The following is a 21,740-nucleotide window of genomic DNA, read 5'->3' on the forward strand; positions in this document are numbered from 1 at the left end:
ACCTCTCTCACTACCCCGCCTCAGGGGTAGCAGCCGGGAGTGAAGCGCCGATTAACGCGCGCGGGCAGGCTGGCGCGCATCCTCTCGGATCATGTCGGCGGCCTTCTCGGCGATCATGATGGTGGGTGAGTTGGTGTTGCCGCTGGTGATCGTCGGCATGACGCTGGCATCGACGACCCTGAGCCCCCCGATCCCGCGAAAGCGCAGCCGCGCGTCGAGCGGCGCGGCTTCATCGGCCCCCATGCGCACCGTGCCCACGGGGTGGAAGATGGTGGTGCCGATGTCGCCGGCCGCGCGCACGAGCTCCTCGTCGCTTTGCGCCTCGGGGCCCGGCTTGAATTCCTGCGGGCGATGGGGCGCGAGGGCGGGCTGGGCCATGATCCTGCGCGTCAGCCGGATCGCGGCGACGGCGACGCGTCGGTCGCGCTCGGCCGAAAGGTAGTTCGGCGCGATCACCGGGTGCGCCCTCGGGTCCGGCGATGCAAGGCGCACGGAGCCGCGCGATTCGGGCCGCAGGTTGCACACCGAGGCGGTGATGGCGTCGAAGGGGTGCAAGGGCTCGCCGAAGGCATCGAGCGAGAGCGGCTGGACGTGGTATTCGAGATCGGCCGTGGCCACATCGGGGCCGGAGCGGGCAAAGGCGCCAAGCTGGGAGGGCGCCATCGACATCGGCCCGGTGCGGAAGAGCGCGTATTCGGCGGCGATCCGCGCCTTGCCGATGAGGCTTGCGGCAAGGGTGTTGAGGGTCCTCGCGTTCTCCACCCGGTAGGCGCAGCGCAGCTGCAGATGATCCTGCAGGTTGGCGCCCACCTCCGGCTGGTCGAGCACGACCTCGATGCCCATCTCGCGCAGATGCCCCGCCGGGCCCACGCCCGAGAGCATCAGAAGCTGCGGTGAGCCGATGGCACCAGCGGCAAGGATCACCTCGCGCCGCGCCCGCACCTCGCGCAAGCGCCCGTGCTGGCGGAAGCGCACGCCCACGGCGCGCCGGCCCTCGAGGATCAGCCCTTCGGCCTGGGCGTGGGTCTCGATCCTGAGCGTGGGGCGGTTGCGCGCAGGCCGCAGGAAGGCCTTGGCGGTGTTCATCCGCCAGCCTGCGCGCTGGTTGACCTTGAAGTAACCGACGCCCTCGTTGTCGCCGGTGTTGAAGTCGCGGGTTTCGGGAATGCCCGCCTGCACCGCCGCTTCCAGCCAGCGGTCGAGGATGTCCCAGTGCAGGCGCTGGTTCTCCACCCGCCACTCGCCGCCCACGCCGTGATACTCGTTCGCGCCCTCCACGTAGTCCTCGGACTTGCGGAAGTAGGGCAGCACATCCTCCCAGCCCCAGCCGGGCAGGCCGAGCTGGCGCCAGTGGTCATAGTCGGCCGCCTGCCCGCGCATGTAGATCATGCCGTTGATCGAAGAGCAGCCGCCGAGGATGCGCCCGCGCGGGTAAAGGAGGCTGCGGCCGTTGAGCCCCGGCTCGGGCGCGGTGCGAAAGCCCCAGTCGGTGCGCGGGTTGCCAATGCAGTAGAGATAGCCCACCGGGATGTGCACCCAGTGGTAGTTGTCGCGCCCGCCGGCCTCGAGAAGCACCACAGCCGCATCCTCGCTCAGGCGGTTGGCGAGCACGCAGCCCGCCGAGCCTGCGCCGACGATGACGTAATCGGTTTCGATGCTGTCGGTCATTTTCCCCTCCGCCTTCCCCGGCTTGCAGCAAACGCAATCGGCGCGGCGGCCGCAAGAGGGGCGGGCGCTGTCTGGCCTCGCGGCGGGAGGTGACGGCGAACGGCGTCGATTGACCTTGCGCGCGGCCGGACCTAAGCCCAAGGCGTCATCAGATCGGAGGGCATGGTGATGCGCACGGTGGCGGGTTTCGACAGGATCGGCGAGGAGAACGCCTTTGCGGTGCTCGCGCGGGCGGCCGCGCTCGCGGCGCAGGGGATGGACGTGATCAACCTCGGCATCGGCCAGCCCGACTTTCCCACGCCCCCGAACATCGTGGAGGCCGCGGTGAAGGCGCTGCGCGACGGCCAGCACGGCTACACCCCGGCCACCGGCATCCTCCCCTTGCGCGAGGCGGTCTCGGCCGATCTCAACCGCCGCTTCGCGGTTGAGGTGAACCCCGACAACGTGCTGATCGTGCCGGGCGGCAAGGTGACGATGTTCGCCGCCATCCTGATGTTCGGCGAGCCGGGGGTGGACATCCTCTACCCCGACCCCGGCTTTCCCATCTACCGCTCGATGATCGAGTTCACCGGCGCCCGCCCCGTGCCCATCCCGATCCGCGAGGAAAACGGCTTTGCCTTCTCGGCCGACGAGGCGCTGTCGCTCGTCAGCCCGCAGACGCGGCTGATGATCCTCAACTCGCCCGCCAACCCCTGCGGTGGGGTTACCCCGCGCGCGGAGGTGGAAAAGCTCGTGGCGGGGCTGGCCGCCCACCCCGAGGTCGCGGTTCTTTCTGACGAGATCTACGACCAGATGGTCTATGACGGGGAGGAGCATGTGAGCCTTCTGACCTTCCCCGAGATCCGCGACCGGCTCATCCTCCTGAACGGCTGGTCGAAGACCTATGCCATGACCGGCTGGCGCATCGGCTATTCGGTGTGGCCGGACCGGCTCTACGACAAGGCGCGCAAGCTTGCCGTCAACTGCTGGTCCTGCGTCAACGCGCCGACCCAGTTCGCCGCGCTCGAGGCGCTGACCGGGCCGCAGGACGCGGTGCGCAAGATGGTGGCCGAGTTCGATGCCCGCCGGAAACTCGTGGTGAAGCTTCTCAACGAGCTGCCGGGTGTCACCTGCATCACCCCCAAGGGCGCCTTCTACGCCTTCCCCAACATCACCGGGACGGGATGGAAGGCCAAGCCGCTTGCCTCGGCGCTTCTCGAAAAGGCCGGGGTGGCGACCATCGGCGGGCCGGACTTCGGGGTGCTGGGCGAGGGCTACATCCGCATCAGCTACGCCAACAGCCGCGAGAACATCGCCCGCGCGCTCGAGCGCATGGGCGACTTCCTCGCCACCGGGACGCCGGGATGAGTGCAAAAGGCCAGCGGCAGGCGCCGCTTGCGGGCGTGCGCGTGCTCGACCTGACCAATGTGCTTGCCGGGCCCTACTGCTGCTATCAGCTCGCGCTGATGGGCGCGGAGGTGATCAAGGTCGAGCGCCCGGGCAGCGGCGATCTCGCCCGCCAGCTCGGCGCCGATCCCGAGCGCAACGCCCGCCTCATGGGCATCTCCTTTCTTGCCCAGAACGCGGGCAAGAAATCGGTGACGCTCGATCTGAAGGCCGAGGAGGGGAAGGAAATCTTCCGCCGCCTCGTCGCCCGTGCCGATGTGCTGGTGGAAAACTTCCGCCCCGGCGTGATGGAGCGGCTCGGGCTCGGCCATGAGGCGCTGGCCGAGGTCAATCCCCGCCTCATCTACTGCGCGATCTCGGGCTTCGGGCAGGACGGCCCGTGGCGCGACAACCCCGCCTATGACCAGATCGTGCAGGGTGTGGCGGGGGTGATGTCGATCACCGGCGATGCGGGTTCGGCGCCGCTGCGCGTGGGCTATCCGCTCGCCGACACCATTGGCGGGATGACCGCGGCCTTCGCCATTGCCGCGGCGCTCAATGCCGAGCCGAGGGGCGGCTTCATCGACATCTCAATGACCGAGGCGGTGCTCTCGACGATGGGTTGGGTGGTGTCGAACTGGCTCATCGGTGGCGTCGAGCCCAAGCCCCAGGGCAACGAGAACTTCACCGCCGCGCCCTCGGGCACCTTCGCCACCGCCGATGCCCCGATCAACATCGCCGCCAACCGCGAGGAGCAGTGGCAGGCGCTCGCCCGGCATCTGGGGCGGGATGACCTCATCACCCACCCCGATTACGCGACCCGCGAGGCGCGCAAGGCCAACCGTCAGGCGCTGAAGGCCGAGCTTGAAGCGGTGCTGCGCACCCGCCCAGCCGCGCAATGGGTGGAGGAGCTCAACCGCCTCGGCGTGCCGGCGGGCCCGGTGCTGAGCGTGCCAGAGGCGCTCGCTTCCGAGCAGCTGGCCGGGCGCGGGCTCACGGCGGAGCAGGAGGTCGACGGCGAGCGCGTGGCGCTTCTTGCCTCGCCGGTGGTGCTTGACGGCGCGCGCCCCGCGCCAGCCGCGCCGCCGCCGCGGCTTGGCGAGCACACCGAACAGCTCCTCCGCGAGCTCGGGCTGAGCGGCGAGGAGATCGCGGCCCTGCGTGCAAGGGGCGTGGTCTGAACCCGCGCCATGGGCGGCCTCTCTGTCGCCTCACGGCGTGGGCAGGACGAGCCGCCCGCTGCGCAGGGCAATCGCGAGCCCGGCAAGCCAGAGGAGGCCGAGCAATGCCACCGTGGCAACAAGCCCCTGCGCGCCGGGCAGCGCCGCGCGCATGCCCTCCGTCAGCAGGATGGTCACGGCGCATGCCAGCGCCATGCCGGCTCCCGGCAGGAAGCAGCGGACGAGGCTCCTCGCGCCGATCCCGAGCGCCCGCGCCTGTGCGGGAACGGCCATGACGGCGAGGAAGAGCGCGGTGCCGATCTGGGCCAAGGCCGCCTCGGTTGCGCCCGCCCGGCCCCAGGCGACCAGAAGCAACAGCAGAACCACCGCCGAGCACAGGCGGATGCGCTGCTGGGTTGCGGCGTGTCCGGTTGAGATGAGTGCCGGCTCGAGAAGCGCCGAGAACAGCCGCAAAGAACGGGATACCGCAAGCAGCGCCACCACCGGCGCGGCCGGAAGCCATGCCGGGCCGAAGACCGTCTCCACCAACGGCGCGGCCAGAAGCGCCAGCCCGCAGGCGATCGGCCAGAACAGAAGTGCCGCCGCCGCCATGTTCTCGAGCCAGGCCCGGGCGATGGCCTGTGGGTCGGCGTCCTTCTCATGCCGGGTGAAACGCGACCAGCTGAGCTTGCCAAGCGGCTGCACGATGAGGTCGGCCACTGTCATGGTGATGCGTGCGCCGCTGCGGTAGGCGCCGACGGCGGCGGGCGAGAGGAAGGCGCCCAGAACGAGATCGGCGCCGTAATTGGAAAACATCGCGAGACTCGTCGTGACCCACAGCGGTGTGACGGTGGCGCGGATCTCGCGCAACCTGTCGGAGCGGAACCGCCGCCGGGGGCGCCTGCGCACGAGCCCGAGCAGCATGAGAAGGCCGGCAAGCACCACCGCATGGCGGGCGGCGACGAGAGCCATGGTGCCAAGGCCGGCCTCGAGTGTCGCCGCGGCCACGCAAAGGCCCAGAGACTCGGCCACTGCGACGTGGGCCGCCGCAGCGCGCGCCCGCCCGGCACGCATGAGAAGCGCCTCGAGCCATGCCACGGGGGCACTTGCAAGCGGAATGACCGAAAGGCCGAGAAACACGCGCCCGGTGCCGCTGCCGCTCCCCCCGGCAAGCAGGCCGATGCCGAGCATGATCACGAGACCGCATGCCCCCACCCCCAGCATGAGCCAGAACAGGGTGTCGCCATCGGCCTCGATGTCGCGGCTGCGCAGACAGGCCTGGTGAAGCCCGGAGAAGACAAAGCTTGTTGCAATCACCGTGACCGCCCAGGCGACAGCGTAGCTGCCGAAATCGGCCAGGGTGAGATAACGCGCCGCGAGAATGACCGTGGCGAAGGCGATGAGCTGACCGATCAGCCGTGCGCCGACGCCAACGGCAAAGGGCGAGGCGACAATCTTCAGCATCGGCGCTCCCGCGTCTCGCAGGCGGTGATGAGGGGTCGCTGCACGGCCTCGGCCCATGACGTCATGTGCCACACAGATTGGCCCGAGCGGCGTCGGCAGGCAAGCCGCCCGGGCTGCGCCGGGCGCGCTTTCGCGGCCGCCGATCGGGGCGGTGGACGTTGCCGCGCGCCGCTCCTAATCTGCGCGCGATCTTCTGCCGGAGGGAGCCATGGCCCAGAGCAACGAAATCCGCACCTATTTCGAAGGCCGTTGGCATGATGGCGACGTGCCGGTCATGCGCGCCGCCGACCACGGTGCATGGCTGGGCAGCTCGGTCTTCGATGGCGCCCGCTGGGTGGACGGGGTGGCGCCCGATCTGGAGGCGCATTGCGCGCGGGTCAACCGCTCGGCCGAGGCGATGATGATCCGTCCCACCGTCTCCACCGAGGAGATGGTGGAGATCGCGCTCGAGGGAGTGAAGCGTTTTTCGCCCGGCACCGCCGTCTATATCCGGCCGATGTACTGGGCGATCGATGGCGATGTGACGGCGATCGTCCCGCAACCCAAGCGCACCGGTTTTGCGCTCTGTCTCGAGGCGATCCCGATGGCGCCGCCGGATGCCACCGCGACGCTGACCACCACGCGCTTCCGCCGCCCGGTGCTCGAGGATGCCGTGGTCAATGCCAAGGCCGGCTGTCTCTATCCCAACAACGCCCGCATGCTCGCCGAGGCACGCGCGAAGGGTTACACAAACGCTCTGGTGACCGACGCGCTGGGCAATGTCGCCGAGACCGCCACGGCGAACATATTCATGGTGCGCGACGGCGAGGTGTACACCCCGATCCCGAACGGAACCTTCCTTGCCGGCATCACCCGCGCGCGCCACATCAGCAATCTCGTCGCCGACGGGGTGAAGGTGCATGAGACGGTGCTGACCTTCGAGGACTTCCGCAAGGCGGACGAGGTGTTCATGTCGGGCAACATGAACAAGGTCACGCCAGTCACCGAGTTCGACGGCACGCACTATCAGGTCGGCCCGATGACCCGGCGGGTGCGCGAGCTTTACTGGGACTGGGCGCATTCGCGGCGCTGAGCAACCGCATGTGCTGTTGCCAGATGTTGCGCCCTCGGCCATGATCGCGCCGGTGTGGGCGGCACCGCGGGAGTAGCAGGGATGCGCAAGTTTCTGGTCGTGCTCGATGACAGCCGCGAGTGCCTCAACGCCATGCGGTTCGCTGCACTGCGCGCGGCAAAGACGGGCGGCGGGGTGCAGATCATCGCCATCATCCCGCCCGAGGAGTTCCAGCACTGGATCGGGGTCGGCGACATCATGCGCGAGGAGGCGCGCGAGCGCATCCATGCCCACTTCGAGGTGTTCGCCAAGTGGATGCGCGACAAGGTCGGCGTCAATCCCGAGCTTGTCATCCGCGAGGGCGAGCCCGTGCCCCAGATCCTCGCGCAGATCGAGGAAGACCCGGAAATCGGCGTGCTGGTTCTCGGGGCGGGTACCGAGAAATCCGGGCCCGGACCGCTCGTCTCGCAGCTCACGCGCGCCTCGGGCACGCTGCCGGTGCCGATCACGATCGTGCCGGGCAACCTCTCGAAAGAACAGCTCGAGGCGGTGACCTGAGGGCGCAAGGAGCCGAAGTTTAGAATCGTTCCAATCCTTGACAGCTCCCGCGCCGGGGCGCATATCCTGACCTGCAAGCAAGGAAGCGCCCGATGTTCATCCAGACCGAATCCACCCCGAACCCTGCCACGCTGAAGTTTCTGCCCGGCCAGACCGTGCTCGGCTCCGGGACGGCGGATTTTCCTTCGCCGGAAGCGGCGCAGAAAAGCCCGCTGGCCCGCCGGCTCTTCGAGGTCGAGGGGGTGACGGGGGTGTTCCTCGGCTCCGACTTCGTCACGGTCACCAAGGCCGAAGACGTGGCCTGGGAGCACATCAAGCCCGCGCTTCTCGGCGCGATCATGGAGCATTTCCAGTCCGGCGCGCCTGCGATCGAGGGTGAGGAGCAGGCGTCGGGCCACGCCGAACACGACGGCCCCGACGCCGAGATCGTCAACCAGATCAAGGAGCTTCTCGACACCCGCGTGCGCCCGGCGGTGGCGCAGGACGGCGGCGACATCACCTTCCACGGCTTCGACCGGGGTGTGGTCTATCTGCACATGCAGGGGGCCTGCGCAGGCTGCCCCTCCTCGACACTGACGCTGAAGATGGGCATCGAGAACCTGCTTCGCCATTACATCCCCGAGGTGGTCGAGGTTCGCCCGGTCAACCTCTGATGCATGCCGCTTCGTGAGCGCTTCTCCCGCGCCTCTTCTCATTGCCTTTGACACCTCCGCTGCGCATTGCGGCGGGGCCATCCTGCGTGGGGGCGAGGTTCTGGCCGAGGCCCATGAGGAGATGGGGCGCGGTCAGGCGGAGCGGCTCTTTCCCATGCTCGAGGGGCTTCTGAAGCAGGCGGGAATCGCCTGGCGAGACCTCGACGGCATCGGCGTGGGAACAGGGCCGGGCAATTTCACCGGCGTGCGCATTGCGGTCGCGGCCGCGAGGGGGCTCGCGCTGGCGCTGGAGGTTCCGGCCGTGGGCGTGACCATGTTCGAGGCGCTGGCCGCCGGGGCGCCGCTCCCGGCGCTTGCATGCCTCCCCGCGCCACGCGGTCAGTTGGCGCTGCAGCTTTTTGGCGCGGGCGGGGCGGGTTCGGAGCCGTTTCTCGCGACGCCGGACGAGGTGCCGGCGCGTCTTGCCGAGGCGCCCGGCGGTGGCGCGCTCACCTGCATCGGCCCCGAGGCCGGCAGGATTGCCGCCCTGCTCGACGCCTCCGTGGCGTTGCCGGTGGCGAACCCGGCCGTGGCGATCGCGCGCATCGCGGCTGCACGCCTTGAGACGGTGCGCGAGCGGCCGCGCCCGCTTTACCTTCGTCCGGCGGATGCCGCCCCGCCGAAGGAGGCGCCGCCGGCGATCCTGCCGTGAGCCCCGAAGAGATGGCCGCTCTGCACGCGCGCGTGTTCACCTCGCATCCGCAACCCTGGAGCGCGGCGGCATTCGCGGGCCTTCTCGCCGAGCCTGCCGTCTTTTGCGTTGTCCGCGATGGCGGGCTCCTGGTCGGCCGCGCCGTTGCCGGGGAGGCCGAGCTTCTTACTCTCGCGGTGGCACCCGAGCGCCGGCGCCGCGGTACGGGGCGGGCCCTTGTCATGGCTTTCGAGGCCGAGGCGGCGCGACGCGGCGCCGGGCGCGCCTTTCTGGAGGTCGCAGAGGACAATGCCGCCGCGCGCAGCCTCTATTCGGCGCTGGGGTGGCGCGAATGCGGGCGGCGGCGGGGCTATTATGCCACGGCCTCCGGCGGACGGGTGGACGCGGTGATCATGGAGCGCGCTCTTGCCATCTCGGTGGACGGGGAGTGACCCGGCGTCAACGGGGCCGAGCCATCCTTCGATGCCGGATTTGCCTTGACCGGCCGGTCAAAGCGCGCGCTAATCCCCAGTCAGTGAGCCGCGGGAGACGCGGTAATCATCATGTCTGGGGCGACGCAGGCGCATCCGGCGAGCGCCCCGGCACAACCGGGAGAGAAACATGACCGTTTTCAAGACAGTCCTTGGCGCCGGAGCGGCGCTTGCGATGAGCGCGGTGGCGGCTCTGGCCGAGCCGGGCCTGATCATCGACCTTGGCGGCAAGTTCGACAAGTCGTTCAACGAAGCCGCCTACAACGGCGCGCAGCGCTGGGTGAAGGAAACCGGCGGCAGCTACATCGAGACGGAGCTTCAGTCCGAGGCGCAGCGCGAACAGAACATGCGCAAGATGGCCGAGCGCGGCGCCAACCCCATCGTGGTGCTGGGCTTTGCCAATGCCTCGACGCTCGAGCGCGTGGCCCCCGACTACCCCGACACGAACTTCGCCATCATCGACATGGTGGTCGATCAGCCCAATGTGCTGTCGATCGTCTTTGCCGAGCATGAAGGCAGCTATCTTGTCGGCATGCTTGCGGGCATGAAGACCCAGACCAAGACCGTGGGCTTCATCGGCGGCATGGACATTCCGCTCATCCGCAAGTTCGCCTGCGGCTATGTGCAGGGGGTGAAGGCTGTCGATCCCTCGATCAGGGTGATCCAGAACATGACCGGCACCACCCCTGCGGCCTGGAACGACCCGGTGAAGGGCGCCGAGCTTGCCCGCGCGCAGATCGCGCAGGGGGCGGACGTGATCTATGCCGCCGCGGGCGGCACCGGCGTGGGCGTGCTGCAGGCCGCGGCCGATGCCGGCATCTACTCGATCGGCGTTGATTCCAACCAGAACTACATGCACCCCGGCTCGGTTCTGACCTCGATGGTCAAGCGGGTGGACAACGCCGTCTACAATGTCTTCAAGGCCGGCACCGAGGGCACCTTCAAGCCGGGCTTCCTGCTGATGAACCTCGCCAATGACGGGGTGGGCTATGCGCTTGACGAGTACAACGCCGCGCTCATCACCGACGAGATGAAGGCCGCCGTCGAGGACGCCAAGGCCAAGATCATCGCCGGCGAGATCAAGGTGCACGACTACATGAGCGACGACAGCTGCCCGGTCGAGTGACCGGCGGCTGACGCGCGGGAGGGGCCGCTCGGGGGAGGGCGGCCCCTCTCTGCGGGCAAGCGCGCAAGGCAGGCGAGGGGGAGAGGCATGCAGGCGGAGCAGGCGGAGGCATCCGGGCGGCCCGTGCCCGCGATCGAGCTGCGGGGCATTTCCAAGGCCTTCGGGCCGGTGCAGGCCAACAGGGACATTTCACTTACGGTGATGCCCGGCACCATCCACGGCATCATCGGCGAGAACGGCGCGGGCAAGTCCACGCTGATGTCGATTCTCTACGGCTTTTACCGCGCCGATGCGGGCGAGATCTTCATTCGCGGGCGGAAGACCGAGATTCATTCGAGCCTCGATGCCATCCGCGCCGGCATCGGCATGGTGTTCCAGCACTTCAAGCTGGTGCCGAACTTCACCGTGCTCGAGAACGTCATCCTCGGCGCCGAGGACGGACCGCTCCTGCGGCCATCGCTTGCCAAGGCACGCGGGCTGCTCCGCCAGCTTGCCGAGGAATACGAGCTGCAGGTCGACCCCGACGCGCTGGTCGAGGAACTTTCGGTGGGTCACCAGCAGCGGGTGGAGATCCTCAAGGCGCTCTACCGCGAGGCGGACATTCTCATTCTCGACGAGCCCACGGGCGTGCTCACGCCGGCCGAGGCCGATCACCTCTTTCGCATTCTCAAGGGGCTGAAGGAGCAGGGCAAGACGATCATCCTCATCACCCACAAGCTGCGCGAGATCATGGCCATCACCGACACGGTGAGCGTCATGCGCCGGGGCGAGATGGTGGCCACGGTGCAGACCGCCGAGACCACGCCCGAGCAGCTCGCCGAGCTGATGGTGGGGCGCAAGGTATTGCTGCGGGTGGAGAAGACGCCGGCGCGGCCGGGTGAGGTGGTGCTCGAGGTCGAAAACCTGCGCGTGACCGACGAGGATGGCGTTGAGCGGCTGAAGGGGATTACCTTCGAGCTGCGGGCGGGCGAGATCCTCGGCATTGCCGGGGTGGCGGGCAATGGCCAGTCGGAGCTTCTGGAGGTTCTGGGCGGCATCACCAAAGGCGAGGGCGAGGTGCGGCTTGCCGGGGTGCCGCTGGCGCTTTCGGGCAAGGGGGCGGACGGGCAGTCGCGCCGCGCCTTCGGCATCGCCCATGTGCCCGAAGACCGCCAGAAGCTGGGCCTGATCATGGATTTCTTCGCGTGGGAGAACATGATCTTCGGCTATCACCACGACCCGGCCTACCAGAAGAACGCGCTGATGATGGACAACACCGCCATCCGCCGGGACGCCGAAGAAAAGATGCACCGATACGACGTGCGCCCGCCGAATGCCGCGCTGCAGGCCAAGGCGTTTTCGGGCGGCAACCAGCAGAAGATCGTGCTGGCGCGCGAGATGAGCCGCAAGCCGGCGCTCCTGCTCGTCGGCCAGCCCACGCGGGGGGTGGACATTGGCGCCATCGAGTTCATCCACCAGCAGATCATCGCGCTGCGCGATCAGGGCGCGGCGATCCTTCTGGTGTCGGTGGAGCTCGATGAGATCATGTCGCTCTCGGACCGGATCGCGGTGATGTTCGACGGGCGCATCATGGGCGAGCGGCTGCCGGGCGAGACCGACGAGCGCGAGCTCGGCCTTCTCATGGCCGGCGTGGCGGGGGAGGCGGCGTGATGGGGCGTCTGCCGAAATGGGCCGATGTGGCCCTGATCCCGCTCATCAATCTGGCGCTCGCGCTCATCGTCTCCGGGCTCGTGGTGCTCTATATCGGCGAGAACCCCATCGAGGCGGTGGCCATCATGGTCAACGGAGCGATCGGCTCCACCTACGGCTGGGGCTACACGCTCTATTACGCCACCAACTTCATCTTCACCGGCCTTGCCGTGGCGGTTGCCTTCCATGCGCGGCTCTTCAACATCGGCGGCGAGGGGCAGGCGGGGCTTGGCGGGCTCGGGGTGGCGCTTGTCTGCCTCTTCATCCCCTGGCCGCACTGGACGCTGGCGCTGCCCGCCGCGATCCTCGCCGGGGCGCTCTTTGGGGCGGCCTTGGCGGCGGTTCCGGCCTGGTTGCAGGCGAAGCGCGGCAGCCACATCGTGATCACCACGATCATGTTCAATTTCATCGCCTCGGCGCTTCTGGTCTATCTCCTCGTCAATGTGCTGAAGAAGCCGGGCCAGATGTCACCCGAGACGGCGCGCTTTCCCGAAGGGGCGCGGCTGCCCTCGGCCCATGACATGGCAAGCTGGGTGGGGCTGGACTTCTCCAAGTCGGCACCGCTCAACATCACCTTCTTCATCGCCATCCTTGCCTGCGTCGCCGTGTGGTTCCTGATCTGGCGCACGCGGCTTGGCTACCAGATCCGCGCCTTCGGCCATTCGGAGCCGGCGGCGGTCTATGCCGGGATCAACCCGGTGAAGATCACCATGGTCACCATGCTGATCTCGGGCGCCCTTGCCGGGCTCATGGGGATCAATTCGGTGATGGGCGAGGCCGAGCGGCTGGTGATCGACTCGGTGCAGGGCGCGGGCTTCGTCGGCATCGCCGTGGCGCTGATGGGCCGCTCGCATCCCGCCGGCGTGTTCCTCGCCGCGCTTCTGTTCGGGATGCTCTATCAGGGCGGCGGCGAGCTCGAGTTCGAGAAACCGGCGGTGAGCCGCGAGATGATCCTCGTCATCCAGGGGCTCGTGATCCTGTTCACCGGGGCGCTCGACAACATGGTGCGCATGCCGCTTGAGGGGCTGTTCCTGCGGCTGAGGGGAGGGGCGCGCTGATGGATTTCACCACCGTCATCCTCGTGCTCGATTCGGCGCTGAGGCTCGCGACGCCGCTTCTCTTCGCCTGTCTTGCGGGGCTGTTTTCGGAGCGCTCGGGCATCTTCGACATCGGGCTTGAGGGCAAGATGCTGGCCTCGGCCTTCTTCTCGGCCTCGGTGGCGGCCTTCACAGGCTCGGTCTGGCTGGGACTTCTGGCCGGCATGGGCGCCTCGATCTTCCTCGCGCTCATCCATGGTGTCGCCTCGATCACCTTCCGGGGCAACCAGCTTATCTCCGGCGTGGCGATCAACTTTCTCGCCTCGGGCGTGACGGTGATCGTCGGGCAGAGCTGGTTCAGCCTCGGCGGGCGCACGCCGCAGCTCGAGGGGGCGGCGCGGTTTCAGGAAATCACCCTGCCCTTCGCCGAAGCCCTGCGCGGCGTGCCGGTGATCGGCCCGATCTATGCCGATCTGATCTCGGGCCATTCGATCCTTGTCTATGCAGGTTTCGCCGCCGTCGCCCTGTCGTGGTGGGTGCTCTACCGCACGCGCTTCGGACTGCGGCTGCGCGCGGTGGGCGAAAACCCCGAGGCGGTGGACACGGCCGGGATTTCGGTGATCGGCCTGCGCTATACCGCCACCATCATCTGCGGCGCGCTCTGCGGGCTTGCGGGCACCTATCTCGCCACCGGCCTTGCCGCGGGCTTCGTGCGCGAGATGAGCGCGGGCCGCGGCTTCATTGCGCTTGCCGCGCTCATCTTCGCCAAGTGGCGGCCGGGCTATGCGCTGCTGGCCTGTCTTCTCTTCGGGCTCTTGGAGGCAATGGGCAACCGCTTTCAGAACATCGACGTCCTCGGCATCAACGTGCCGACGCAATTTATGCAGGCGCTGCCCTACATCCTCACGGTGGTGATTCTCGCCGGCTTCGTCGGCCGCGCCATCCCACCGCGCGCGGGCGGCGAGCCATACGTGAAGGAGCGCTGAGCGCCCTGCGACATTGACAGCGGCGGGGCCGAGGTCTAGCCACGGCTCCGCCAGCCATGCGGCCGAGACCCCGTCTGACGCCCGCCCGGCCCGTGGGAACGCTCATGCACATCTATCTGCCCATCGCCGAGGTGTCGGTGAACGCCTTTCTGCTTCTGGGACTGGGCGGCGTGGTGGGCGTGCTCTCGGGAATGTTCGGCGTGGGCGGGGGCTTTCTGCTGACGCCGCTTCTGTTCTTCATCGGCATCCCGCCCGCCGTGGCCGTGGCGACTCAGGCCAATCAGATCGTGGCCTCCTCCTTTTCAGGCATTCTCGCGCATCTTCGGCGGCGGACGGTCGATGTGCGCATGGGGCTCGTCCTCCTCGTCGGGGGGCTTGCCGGCTCGGGCGCGGGCGTGAAGGTTTTCGCGCTCCTGCGCGCCGCCGGGCAGGTCGACCTGATGGTGAATATCTTTTACGTCGTGTTCCTCGGCGTGATCGGCGCCTTGATGCTCATGGAAAGTCTCGCGGCGCTGCGCCGGGCGCGTAGCGCCGGCCCCCCGGCCCCCCGCCGCCGGCGCCATGGCTGGGGGCAGGGCTGGCCGCTCAGGCTGCGCTTCCGCACCTCCGGGCTGTTCATCTCGGTCATCCCGCCGGCGCTCATCGGTATGGCGGTGGGTTTTCTCGCCGCCATCATGGGCGTGGGCGTGGGCGGGGGCTTCATCGTGGTGCCGGCGATAATCTACCTTCTCAACATGCCGACCAAGGTGGTCGTCGGCACGTCGCTCTTCCAGATCATCTTCGTTGCCGCCTTCTCCACGCTCATGCACGCGGTGATGAACCAGACGGTGGACATGGTGCTTGCGCTGATACTGCTCGTGGGCGGCGTCGTGGGCGCGCAGATCGGCACCATGATCGGCGCAAGGATAAAGGGCGAGGAGCTGCGCGTGTTGCTCGCGCTTCTGGTGCTCGGGGTCTGCCTCAAGCTCGGCTTCGACATGCTGCGCCCGCCGGCGGAGGTTTTCGCGGTCGCTCCAACAGGCCGCGGCTGAGTGCCTCGGCCGACAGGCATTTCACCCCGGCCGGGGCAGCGCGACCATCCGAGGATCCTTCGGGCCGGAGATCGGGGAATTTTGCCGCAATTGTGCTCGTCGGGGTTCCGCGAGGCTTTGACTTTGCCGCCGTTTTCGCCGCAGTGTGAGCACAGGGCGGCGCTGGCCGGAGGCGGGAGAGGATGCAGGTCTACCTTCCGATTGCCGAACTTTCCGTCAACGTGCTCCTGCTGTTCGGGCTCGGCGGCGTTGTCGGTGTGCTTTCCGGCATGTTCGGCGTGGGTGGCGGTTTTCTGATGACGCCGCTTCTGTTCTTCATCGGCATCCCACCCGCCGTGGCAGTGGCAACGGAAGCCAATCAGATCGTCGCGTCGTCGTTTTCCGGGGTTCTGGCGCATCTGCGGCGCAGGACGGTCGATCTGAGAATGGGAATCGTGCTGCTCGTCGGCGGTCTGATCGGCGCCGCGGCCGGCGTGCAGGTGTTTGCCGCGCTGCGCGAAATCGGGCAGGTCGACCTGCTGGTGAAGCTGTGCTACATCCTCTTTCTCGGCATCATCGGCAGCCTGATGTTCGTCGAAAGCCTGAACGCCCTGCGCAAGGCCCGCTCGGGCCAGCGCGCACCGGCGCGGCGCCACAGGCATCTTTGGGTGCACAAGCTGCCCCTGAAGATGAAGTTCCGCACCTCCGGGCTCTACATCTCGGTGTTCCCGCCACTTTGCGTGGGAATGCTGGTGGGCGTGCTGGCGGCAATCATGGGCGTGGGCGGGGGCTTCATCATGGTGCCGGCGATGATCTATCTCCTCGGCATGCCGACGAAGGTGGTGGTGGGCACGTCGCTGTTCCAGATCATCTTCGTCACCGCCTTCACCACGCTGATGCACGCGACGACCAACTACACGGTCGACATGATGCTGGCCCTCATCCTGATCCTCGGCGGCGTCATCGGCGCGCAGATCGGCACGCGGCTTGGCGCCTATCTGCGCGCCGAGCAGTTGCGCATACTGCTCGCGCTCATGGTGCTCGCCGTCTGCGGCAAGCTCGCGCTTGATCTGCTGCTGACCCCGACGGAACTCTACAGCGTCGGCGCTGCCGGAGGTCACGCATGAGCCGGGCCGCATCCGTCGCCATGCGCGGTGCTGTCGTGCTGGTGCTTGTCCTCGGTATTGCGCTTCCGGCGATTGCCTATGAGAAGGTGATCGCAGGGCTGAGCCAGAACCGAATTTCGATCACCGCCAGCTTCGGCGGCTCGGAGCTCCTGATCTTCGGTGCCGTGAAGCGGCAGGCGCCCATTCCTTCCGGCCCGCCCCTTCAGGTGGCAATATCGGTGGCCGGCCCCTCCGAGCGTGTGGTGGTGCGCCGCAAGGAGAGGCGCTTCGGAATCTGGGTGAATTCGGAGGCGGTCGAGATCGACCTTGCCCCGAGTTTCTATGCCGTGGCCACGTCGGTTCCGTTCTCCGAGGTTCTGAGCCCCGAGGAAGACGCCAAGCACAAGGTGTCCATCGAGCAGGCGGTGCGCTGGCTCAGTGCACCAGAGGGCGTGGCGGACCCGGAGGCCTTCACCGAGGCGCTCATCCGCATCCGCAGCAAGGCCGGACTCTACCAGCTTGCCGAAGGGGTGGTGCAGGTGACCGACCAGACGCTCTTTCGCACCCGGATCAGCCTGCCGGCAAACCTCACGGAAGGCGACTACTGGGCGCGCATCTTTCTCACGCGCGGGGGCAGGGTGGTGGATGTCTTCCAGACGTCCATTCCGGTGCGCAAGGTCGGGCTCGAGCGCTGGATCTTCACCCTCGCCCACGAGCAGCCGCTGATCTATGGCCTTATGTCGCTGGCTCTGGCCATCTGTGCCGGCTGGCTCGCCTCCGCCGTCTTCCGCTACATCCGCAGCTGATCCGGCGCGGGCGAGGCGGGCAGGTGGCTCAGGCCTCCGCCGAGGGGCTCGCGAGTGTCAGCCGCGCGGGGGTCTGCTGAAGGTCGTCCACCGAAAGCGGCCGGGCAGGTCGGCCGAGGCGGTAGCGCGTGACCCAGATCAGCCGCTCCTCGGCGCGGGTAATGGCCACATAGGCGAGCCGTTTCCAGAGCGGGGCGCCGCTTTCCACCCGGCCCGTGCGTGCCGCCGCCCAAAGATCCGGCCCGAAGACCTGAACGGTGTTCCACTGCGATCCCTGCGCCTTGTGGATCGTGACCGCCGCGCCGTGCAGAAATATCGCGCCCATCCTCGCCGCGTAGGGAATCAGGGGCTCCTCCTCCTCGGGGCTCTCGATGCGGACGATCGAGGCGGCGGACATCTGCGGCTCTTCCGCGCCGATGACATGCAGGCGCAGGAAGCCCGCCCGGCGACCGGGGCCGAGAAAGATCGCCTGCGCGCCCTTGATCAGCCCGCGCGCCTCGAGATCGAGGCGTTTGCGGCGGTGTTTGAGCGGAAGCTCGATGCCATCGCAGATGAGCGGCTCTCCGGGCAGCAAGGTGTCGGGCGGCGCATCATGGGCGGCGCGGAAGGCCTGGATCAGGCGGATGCGGGTCGCGTTGCGCCACACGAGCACCGGAGAGCGCGCCATCAGGTCGCAGTCGACCCGCCCGGAAACCATGATGCGCGAATCCGTCTGTGCACGTTCGGCAATCATCCGCTCGAAGTCCTCGAAACCGAGCGCGGGGTCCGCGAGCGCGTGGGCAAGGTCGAGGATGGGGTTGTCCGCCGCCTGTCTGTGGATGCGGCGCAAGGTGATTCGGCTTTCCTCGGGCAACCGGTCAAAGACCATCTCGCCACCCTGCCCCACGGGCGCGAGCTGGGCAGGATCGCCAAACAGAACCAGGGTGGAGAAAATCTCCTTCAGGTCTTCGAGCTGACGCGCATCCAGCATCGAGGCCTCGTCGACGAAGCCGATGTCGAGCGGGTCGTCGCGGCGCTTCCAGCCGCGGATGAAGTCCGATCCCCGCAGCCCTGCGGCAGCCAGCGCGCCGGGGATCGAGGCGTTGGAGCGATAGAACGCCTCGGCCCGGTCGAGGGCGGCATCGGTGAGCCCCTCGACCTGGGGCCGCGGCGCCTCGCCGGCGAGCCATTCGGCGATCTTCTCGTATTCGGGATCGTAGACGGGGGTGTAAAGGATGCGGTGGATGGTCGTGGCCGGCACGCCGCGGCCCCGCAGAACGCTTGCCGCCTTGTTGGTGGGGGCGAGCACGGCCAGCGTGCGCCGATCGGGGCGGCGCCGACCCTCCCAGTCGCCCGAGACCGGCTCGACCCCGGCGGCGAGGAGGGCGCGGAAGAGTTCGGCCAGAAGCGCCGTCTTGCCCGAGCCGGCCTTGCCCAGAACGGCAAGAAGCCGCCCGGCGCCTTCGCGCGGGGGCCTCAGCGAACCTTCGACAAGATCGACCCCGGCCGCGGCCAGCATCTCGGCGATGCGGTCATGGGCCTCGGCCTGGTCGTCGGAAAGGGCGAGCGGGGGCGCGCTGGTCATGGCCGGAACCTAGCGGCGTGCCCCGCCCTCCGCCAGATGCGAACGCCTCAGGCAGGAACGGGGCGCGCCTTTGGTGCGGCGGTGAATGCCCGTGCAAACCAGCGACGCGACTGCGCCGCGCTGACCCCGGCACGGGCGAGAAGCCGGGGGCGCAGGGTCGGGTCGAATTCCCACAGACCGGCACAGAGGGCGGCGCGGCCCTCGCCGCTCTGGCCGATCACCGTGGGCTCCCAGCCGAGACGGCGATAGACACGCAGCATGCGCGCATCGAAAACGCCGATGGAATGGGCGAGGTGAAAGCCGAGCCCGAGCTCCAGACCGCCAAGCATCAGGGCCGCCGAGACGCGGGCGTCGGAATCGGGGGCGAGACAGAAGCGCGTGCATTCCCAGATCAGCGGGCTTTCGATGCGCACGCCGCCGGTGAGATGGCGGAAATGCTCGTTGATCATGCAGCGCTCGACAGTGGGCAGAAAGCGCATGGAGCCGCCATGGCTGCCATCGGGGCGCTCCCAGATCACGTAGAGCGGGTTCAGCGCATCGTATTCGTCGCGCTCCTCGCCCTTCTCGTTTACCTCAACCTGCCAGCCGAGGCGCTCGGCAAACTGACGGGCGCGGTCGCGGAACATGGTGGCGGCGAGGCGGGGGTATTGGTCAAGGCTGTCGGCATAGATGTAGCGCAGCATTTTCGCCCTCTCGTCTGATTGGCGAGAGGATTGGTGCGGGAGGGCTAAGCAAATCGCTGCGCGCAGGGCGCTCTGTTAACGTCTGCCGTTGGCAGGCCTCAGACCACGAGAAGCCCTTGCGTGAGCGCGCGGGCCACGGCATGGGTGGTATTCGAGGCGCCAAGCTTGAAGCGCGCGCTTTCGATATAGACCCGAAGCGTGTGTTCGGAGATGGCGAGGCTTTCGGCCGCCTGAGCGCGGCTGTAACCCATCGCCAGAAGCGTCAACGCATCGATCTCCCGTGGCGAGAGGCTCCTGACCGGAACCATGTCGGTGCCGCGCTCAAGCTCCAGTGCCTTCTGGTTGACGTAATGGGCAACGAGGATCAGCTCGCGCACCCGGGCCGCGGTGTGGCGCGCCCATTCGGCATCCGAACGGTTGTCGGAGACGCTGAACAGGGCGAACTGGCCGTTGGGCCCGCGGATCGGCACCGAAAGGCCCTGCCGGCCCACGCCTGCTTCGATTGCCTCGCCGAGAAGGGTTCGCTGAGGCTTCCCCGACCAGTCCAGGCTTTTCCAGTCAACCGGGTGGAAGCGGCGGAAACACCCCTGCACCACCGGGTCGATGCGGGCGTAATCCTGTTCGAGATAGCGTTCCACCCAGGCGTCGGAATAGGTGAGAATGCCGTATTGCTGGCCCGTGCTGTTCACCGAGTGATAGACGACATGTTCGACATCGAGGTTGTCACGGAGCGCATGGATGAGCTCGGTGAGCGCTTCAACCGTTTCCACCTCTGCCAATCGCTCGATAAGCGCCTCGAGCCGTCGCCGCATGCCCCATCGCCGCCAAGGGCGTCCCGTTCTGCGACGTCGCCGCCTCCGCCGCTGCGACGAGGATGGTCTCGTCGAGCTGGGAGGCCAACGCGGAAAGACCGTTCTGCCTGGCGTAGGTCTTCAGATCCGCGAGGACGTCGAGTATCCAGTCATGTCCCATCAAGGAACCTCCCGAGGATAGGTTAACAGAGCATTAATTCAACCATAACATGCATGCTCGAGACGCGAACATTCGCATTTTTCCATTCCCCAAAAACGGGGAAGGCATGGATCGTCAGGCCTCTGGAAAGACTGGATCAGTGCCCGCGTGACACGAGAAGCGCGGCCGCGCCATGCGACCGCGCTCCTGCCGAATCGGGGTGCCGTGTTCAGTGTCCGCGGCTTGCCTCGAGCACGTCCTCGAAGGTGCGCAGGCCGGTGCGCGGCGCCTGCACCAGCACCGCCATGTTGCCCGGCTTGTGCTCGTTTCGCATCATCTTCATGTGCGCGCGCGGGATCTCCTCCCAGGGGAAGACCTCCGACATGCACGGGTCAAGCCGGCGCTCGATCATCAGCCGGTTGGCGGCCGCCGCCTGCTTGAGATGGGCGAAATGCGAACCCTGGATGCGCTTCTGGTGCATCCACACATAGCGCGCGTCCATGGTCAGGTTGTAGCCGGTGGTGCCGGCGCAGATCACCACCATGCCACCCTTCTTCACAACGAAGGTGGAGACCGGGAAGGTCGCCTCGCCGGGGTGTTCGAAGACCATGTCCACGTTCACGCCCTTGCCGGTGATATCCCAGATCGCCTTGCCGAAGCGGCGTGCCTCGGCAAACCACTCCTTCCACTCCGGCGTTCCAACCTTGGGAAGCTGCCCCCAGCATTTGAACTCGTTGCGGTTGATGACGCCCTTGGCGCCCAGCCCCATCACGAAATCGCGCTTGGATTCGTCGGAGATCACGCCGATGGCATTGGCGCCGGCGGTATTGATGAGCTGGATGGCATAGGAGCCCAAGCCCCCTGACGCGCCCCACACAAGCACGTTCTGGCCCGGCTTCAGCTCATGAGGGTGATGGCCGAAGAGCATCCGGTAGGCGGTGGCCAGCGTCAGCGTGTAGCAGGCCGATTCCTCCCATGTTAGGTGCTTCGGCCTCGGCATCAGCTGCTGGGCCTGCACGCGGGTGAACTGTGCGAAGGAGCCATCGGGCGTCTCGTAACCCCAGATCCGCTGGGTGGGCGAGAACATCGGGTCGCCGCCGTTGCACTCCTCGTCGTCGCCGTCGTCCTGGTTGCAGTGGATGACAACCTCGTCGCCCACCTTCCAGCGTTTCACCTTTTCTCCAACCGCCCAGACGATACCGGCGGCGTCTGAGCCGGCGATGTGATAGGGAGCCTTGTGCACGTCGAAGGGGCTGATCGGCACGCCCTTGCCGGCCCACACGCCGTTGTAGTTCACACCCGCGGCCATCACCAGAACCAGCACTTCGTGGCTGTCGAGCTTCCAGGTGTCGACCACCTCGACCTGAAAGGACTTGTCCGGGTCGCCGTGGCGCTCGCGCCGGATGGTCCAGGCATACATCTTCGGCGGCACATAGCCGAGCGGAGGGATCTCGCCGATCTCGTAGAGCTCCTTCTCGGGCGCCTCGTAGCTTGCGAGTGGGGTTTCGCTGTCCAGGGCCATGTCCTTCTCCGCCACTTCGGGTTGCCGCATTGCAGAATCGTTTCTGCATGGCGGAGACGAGATCGTCAAGCAATTTTCTGATCAGAAATGCCATCAGCAAGCAATTTTGTGACCATTGGATACGCCGATGGCGTGGGGAGGGCTGGATTCACGCCGCTTCCAGCCAGGGCGCGGCCTTGC

General features: G+C 67.5%; 20 protein-coding genes. 14 read left to right on the top strand and 6 right to left on the bottom strand.

Annotation, left to right across the window (positions count from 1 at the left end; translation table 11 throughout):
• Nucleotides 1-51 precede the first annotated feature (51 nt).
• Entirely contained in the window at nt 52-1,668 is a 1,617-nt protein-coding gene (locus tag BLQ14_RS02560; RefSeq protein WP_245656867.1) for a GMC family oxidoreductase, read from the bottom strand.
• A 168-nt stretch (nt 1,669-1,836) separates the two neighbouring features.
• Here BLQ14_RS02560 and BLQ14_RS02565 point away from each other — a divergent pair, with 168 nt between their 5' ends.
• Both BLQ14_RS02565 and BLQ14_RS02570 read left to right on the top strand, forming a co-directional pair.
• The gene (locus tag BLQ14_RS02565) at nt 1,837-3,015 is read left to right on the top strand and encodes a pyridoxal phosphate-dependent aminotransferase (protein ID WP_245656868.1); all 1,179 of its coding nucleotides are present in this window, start codon (nt 1,837-1,839) and stop codon (nt 3,013-3,015) included.
• Nucleotides 3,012-4,214: a CaiB/BaiF CoA transferase family protein gene (locus tag BLQ14_RS02570; protein ID WP_092497833.1), complete on the top strand. Its 1,203-nt coding sequence runs from the start codon at nt 3,012-3,014 to the stop codon at nt 4,212-4,214. The genes BLQ14_RS02565 and BLQ14_RS02570 overlap by 4 nt, the downstream gene beginning before the upstream one ends.
• Before the next feature lie 30 nt (nt 4,215-4,244).
• On the opposite strand, the gene BLQ14_RS02575 is transcribed toward BLQ14_RS02570, so the two are convergent.
• Complete coding sequence (locus tag BLQ14_RS02575) at nt 4,245-5,657, bottom strand: oligosaccharide flippase family protein (RefSeq protein ID WP_170068384.1); 1,413 nt, start codon at nt 5,655-5,657, stop codon at nt 4,245-4,247.
• A gap of 208 nt (nt 5,658-5,865) precedes the next feature.
• On the opposite strand from BLQ14_RS02575, the gene BLQ14_RS02580 reads away from it, so the two are divergent.
• From BLQ14_RS02580 to BLQ14_RS02635, 12 genes are all read left to right on the top strand, one after another.
• Nucleotides 5,866-6,729 carry a branched-chain amino acid aminotransferase gene (locus tag BLQ14_RS02580; protein WP_092497837.1) on the top strand — a complete coding sequence of 288 codons (864 nt, stop codon included), beginning with the start codon at nt 5,866-5,868 and terminating at the stop codon, nt 6,727-6,729.
• 81 nt (nt 6,730-6,810) lie between these two features.
• Nucleotides 6,811-7,266, top strand: a complete 456-nt coding sequence (locus BLQ14_RS02585; RefSeq protein WP_092497839.1) for a universal stress protein — start codon at nt 6,811-6,813, stop codon at nt 7,264-7,266.
• A gap of 92 nt (nt 7,267-7,358) precedes the next feature.
• Nucleotides 7,359-7,919: a NifU family protein gene (locus BLQ14_RS02590; protein ID WP_092497841.1), complete on the top strand. Its 561-nt coding sequence runs from the start codon at nt 7,359-7,361 to the stop codon at nt 7,917-7,919.
• Nucleotides 7,920-7,932: 13 nt separating this feature from the next.
• A complete protein-coding gene (gene tsaB, locus BLQ14_RS02595) occupies nt 7,933-8,610 on the top strand; it encodes a tRNA (adenosine(37)-N6)-threonylcarbamoyltransferase complex dimerization subunit type 1 TsaB (RefSeq protein WP_092497843.1) in 678 nt (225 codons plus the stop codon).
• An 11-nt stretch (nt 8,611-8,621) separates the two neighbouring features.
• Nucleotides 8,622-9,041, top strand: coding sequence for a GNAT family N-acetyltransferase (locus BLQ14_RS02600; protein ID WP_092497845.1), 420 nt, complete (start codon nt 8,622-8,624; stop codon nt 9,039-9,041).
• 169 nt (nt 9,042-9,210) lie between these two features.
• Complete coding sequence (locus BLQ14_RS02605; protein ID WP_092497847.1) at nt 9,211-10,206, top strand: BMP family lipoprotein; 996 nt, start codon at nt 9,211-9,213, stop codon at nt 10,204-10,206.
• Nucleotides 10,207-10,293: 87 nt separating this feature from the next.
• The gene (locus tag BLQ14_RS02610) at nt 10,294-11,856 is read left to right on the top strand and encodes an ABC transporter ATP-binding protein (protein WP_092497849.1); all 1,563 of its coding nucleotides are present in this window, start codon (nt 10,294-10,296) and stop codon (nt 11,854-11,856) included.
• The gene (locus BLQ14_RS02615) at nt 11,856-12,953 is read left to right on the top strand and encodes an ABC transporter permease (protein WP_092497851.1); all 1,098 of its coding nucleotides are present in this window, start codon (nt 11,856-11,858) and stop codon (nt 12,951-12,953) included. Before BLQ14_RS02610 ends, BLQ14_RS02615 begins: the two co-directional genes overlap by 1 nt.
• A complete protein-coding gene (locus BLQ14_RS02620; RefSeq protein ID WP_092497853.1) occupies nt 12,953-13,918 on the top strand; it encodes an ABC transporter permease in 966 nt (321 codons plus the stop codon). The genes BLQ14_RS02615 and BLQ14_RS02620 overlap by 1 nt, the downstream gene beginning before the upstream one ends.
• Nucleotides 13,919-14,022: 104 nt before the next feature.
• Nucleotides 14,023-14,949: a sulfite exporter TauE/SafE family protein gene (locus tag BLQ14_RS02625; RefSeq protein WP_092497855.1), complete on the top strand. Its 927-nt coding sequence runs from the start codon at nt 14,023-14,025 to the stop codon at nt 14,947-14,949.
• Nucleotides 14,950-15,131: 182 nt separating this feature from the next.
• Nucleotides 15,132-16,055 (top strand): sulfite exporter TauE/SafE family protein, encoded by a 924-nt coding sequence (locus BLQ14_RS02630; RefSeq protein ID WP_092497857.1) that lies wholly within the window; start codon nt 15,132-15,134, stop codon nt 16,053-16,055.
• Nucleotides 16,052-16,840: a TIGR02186 family protein gene (locus BLQ14_RS02635; RefSeq protein ID WP_245656870.1), complete on the top strand. Its 789-nt coding sequence runs from the start codon at nt 16,052-16,054 to the stop codon at nt 16,838-16,840. Before BLQ14_RS02630 ends, BLQ14_RS02635 begins: the two co-directional genes overlap by 4 nt.
• 28 nt (nt 16,841-16,868) lie before the next feature.
• On the opposite strand, the gene BLQ14_RS02640 is transcribed toward BLQ14_RS02635, so the two are convergent.
• The 4 genes from BLQ14_RS02640 to ccrA form a co-directional block, all read right to left on the bottom strand.
• Entirely contained in the window at nt 16,869-18,404 is a 1,536-nt protein-coding gene (locus BLQ14_RS02640) for an ATP-dependent DNA helicase (RefSeq protein WP_092497859.1), read from the bottom strand.
• A 47-nt stretch (nt 18,405-18,451) separates the two neighbouring features.
• Nucleotides 18,452-19,087 carry an acyl-homoserine-lactone synthase gene (locus tag BLQ14_RS02645; RefSeq protein ID WP_092497861.1) on the bottom strand — a complete coding sequence of 212 codons (636 nt, stop codon included), beginning with the start codon at nt 19,085-19,087 and terminating at the stop codon, nt 18,452-18,454.
• A gap of 98 nt (nt 19,088-19,185) precedes the next feature.
• Nucleotides 19,186-19,899: a helix-turn-helix transcriptional regulator gene (locus BLQ14_RS02650; RefSeq protein ID WP_092497863.1), complete on the bottom strand. Its 714-nt coding sequence runs from the start codon at nt 19,897-19,899 to the stop codon at nt 19,186-19,188.
• A 368-nt stretch (nt 19,900-20,267) separates the two neighbouring features.
• On the bottom strand, nt 20,268-21,560 hold the full coding sequence (gene ccrA / locus BLQ14_RS02660; protein WP_092497867.1) for a crotonyl-CoA carboxylase/reductase: 1,293 nt from the start codon (nt 21,558-21,560) through the stop codon (nt 20,268-20,270).
• Nucleotides 21,561-21,740 lie beyond the last annotated feature (180 nt).

It is taken from the genome of Meinhardsimonia xiamenensis, assembly GCF_900102905.1.
GTDB lineage: Bacteria > Pseudomonadota > Alphaproteobacteria > Rhodobacterales > Rhodobacteraceae > Meinhardsimonia > Meinhardsimonia xiamenensis.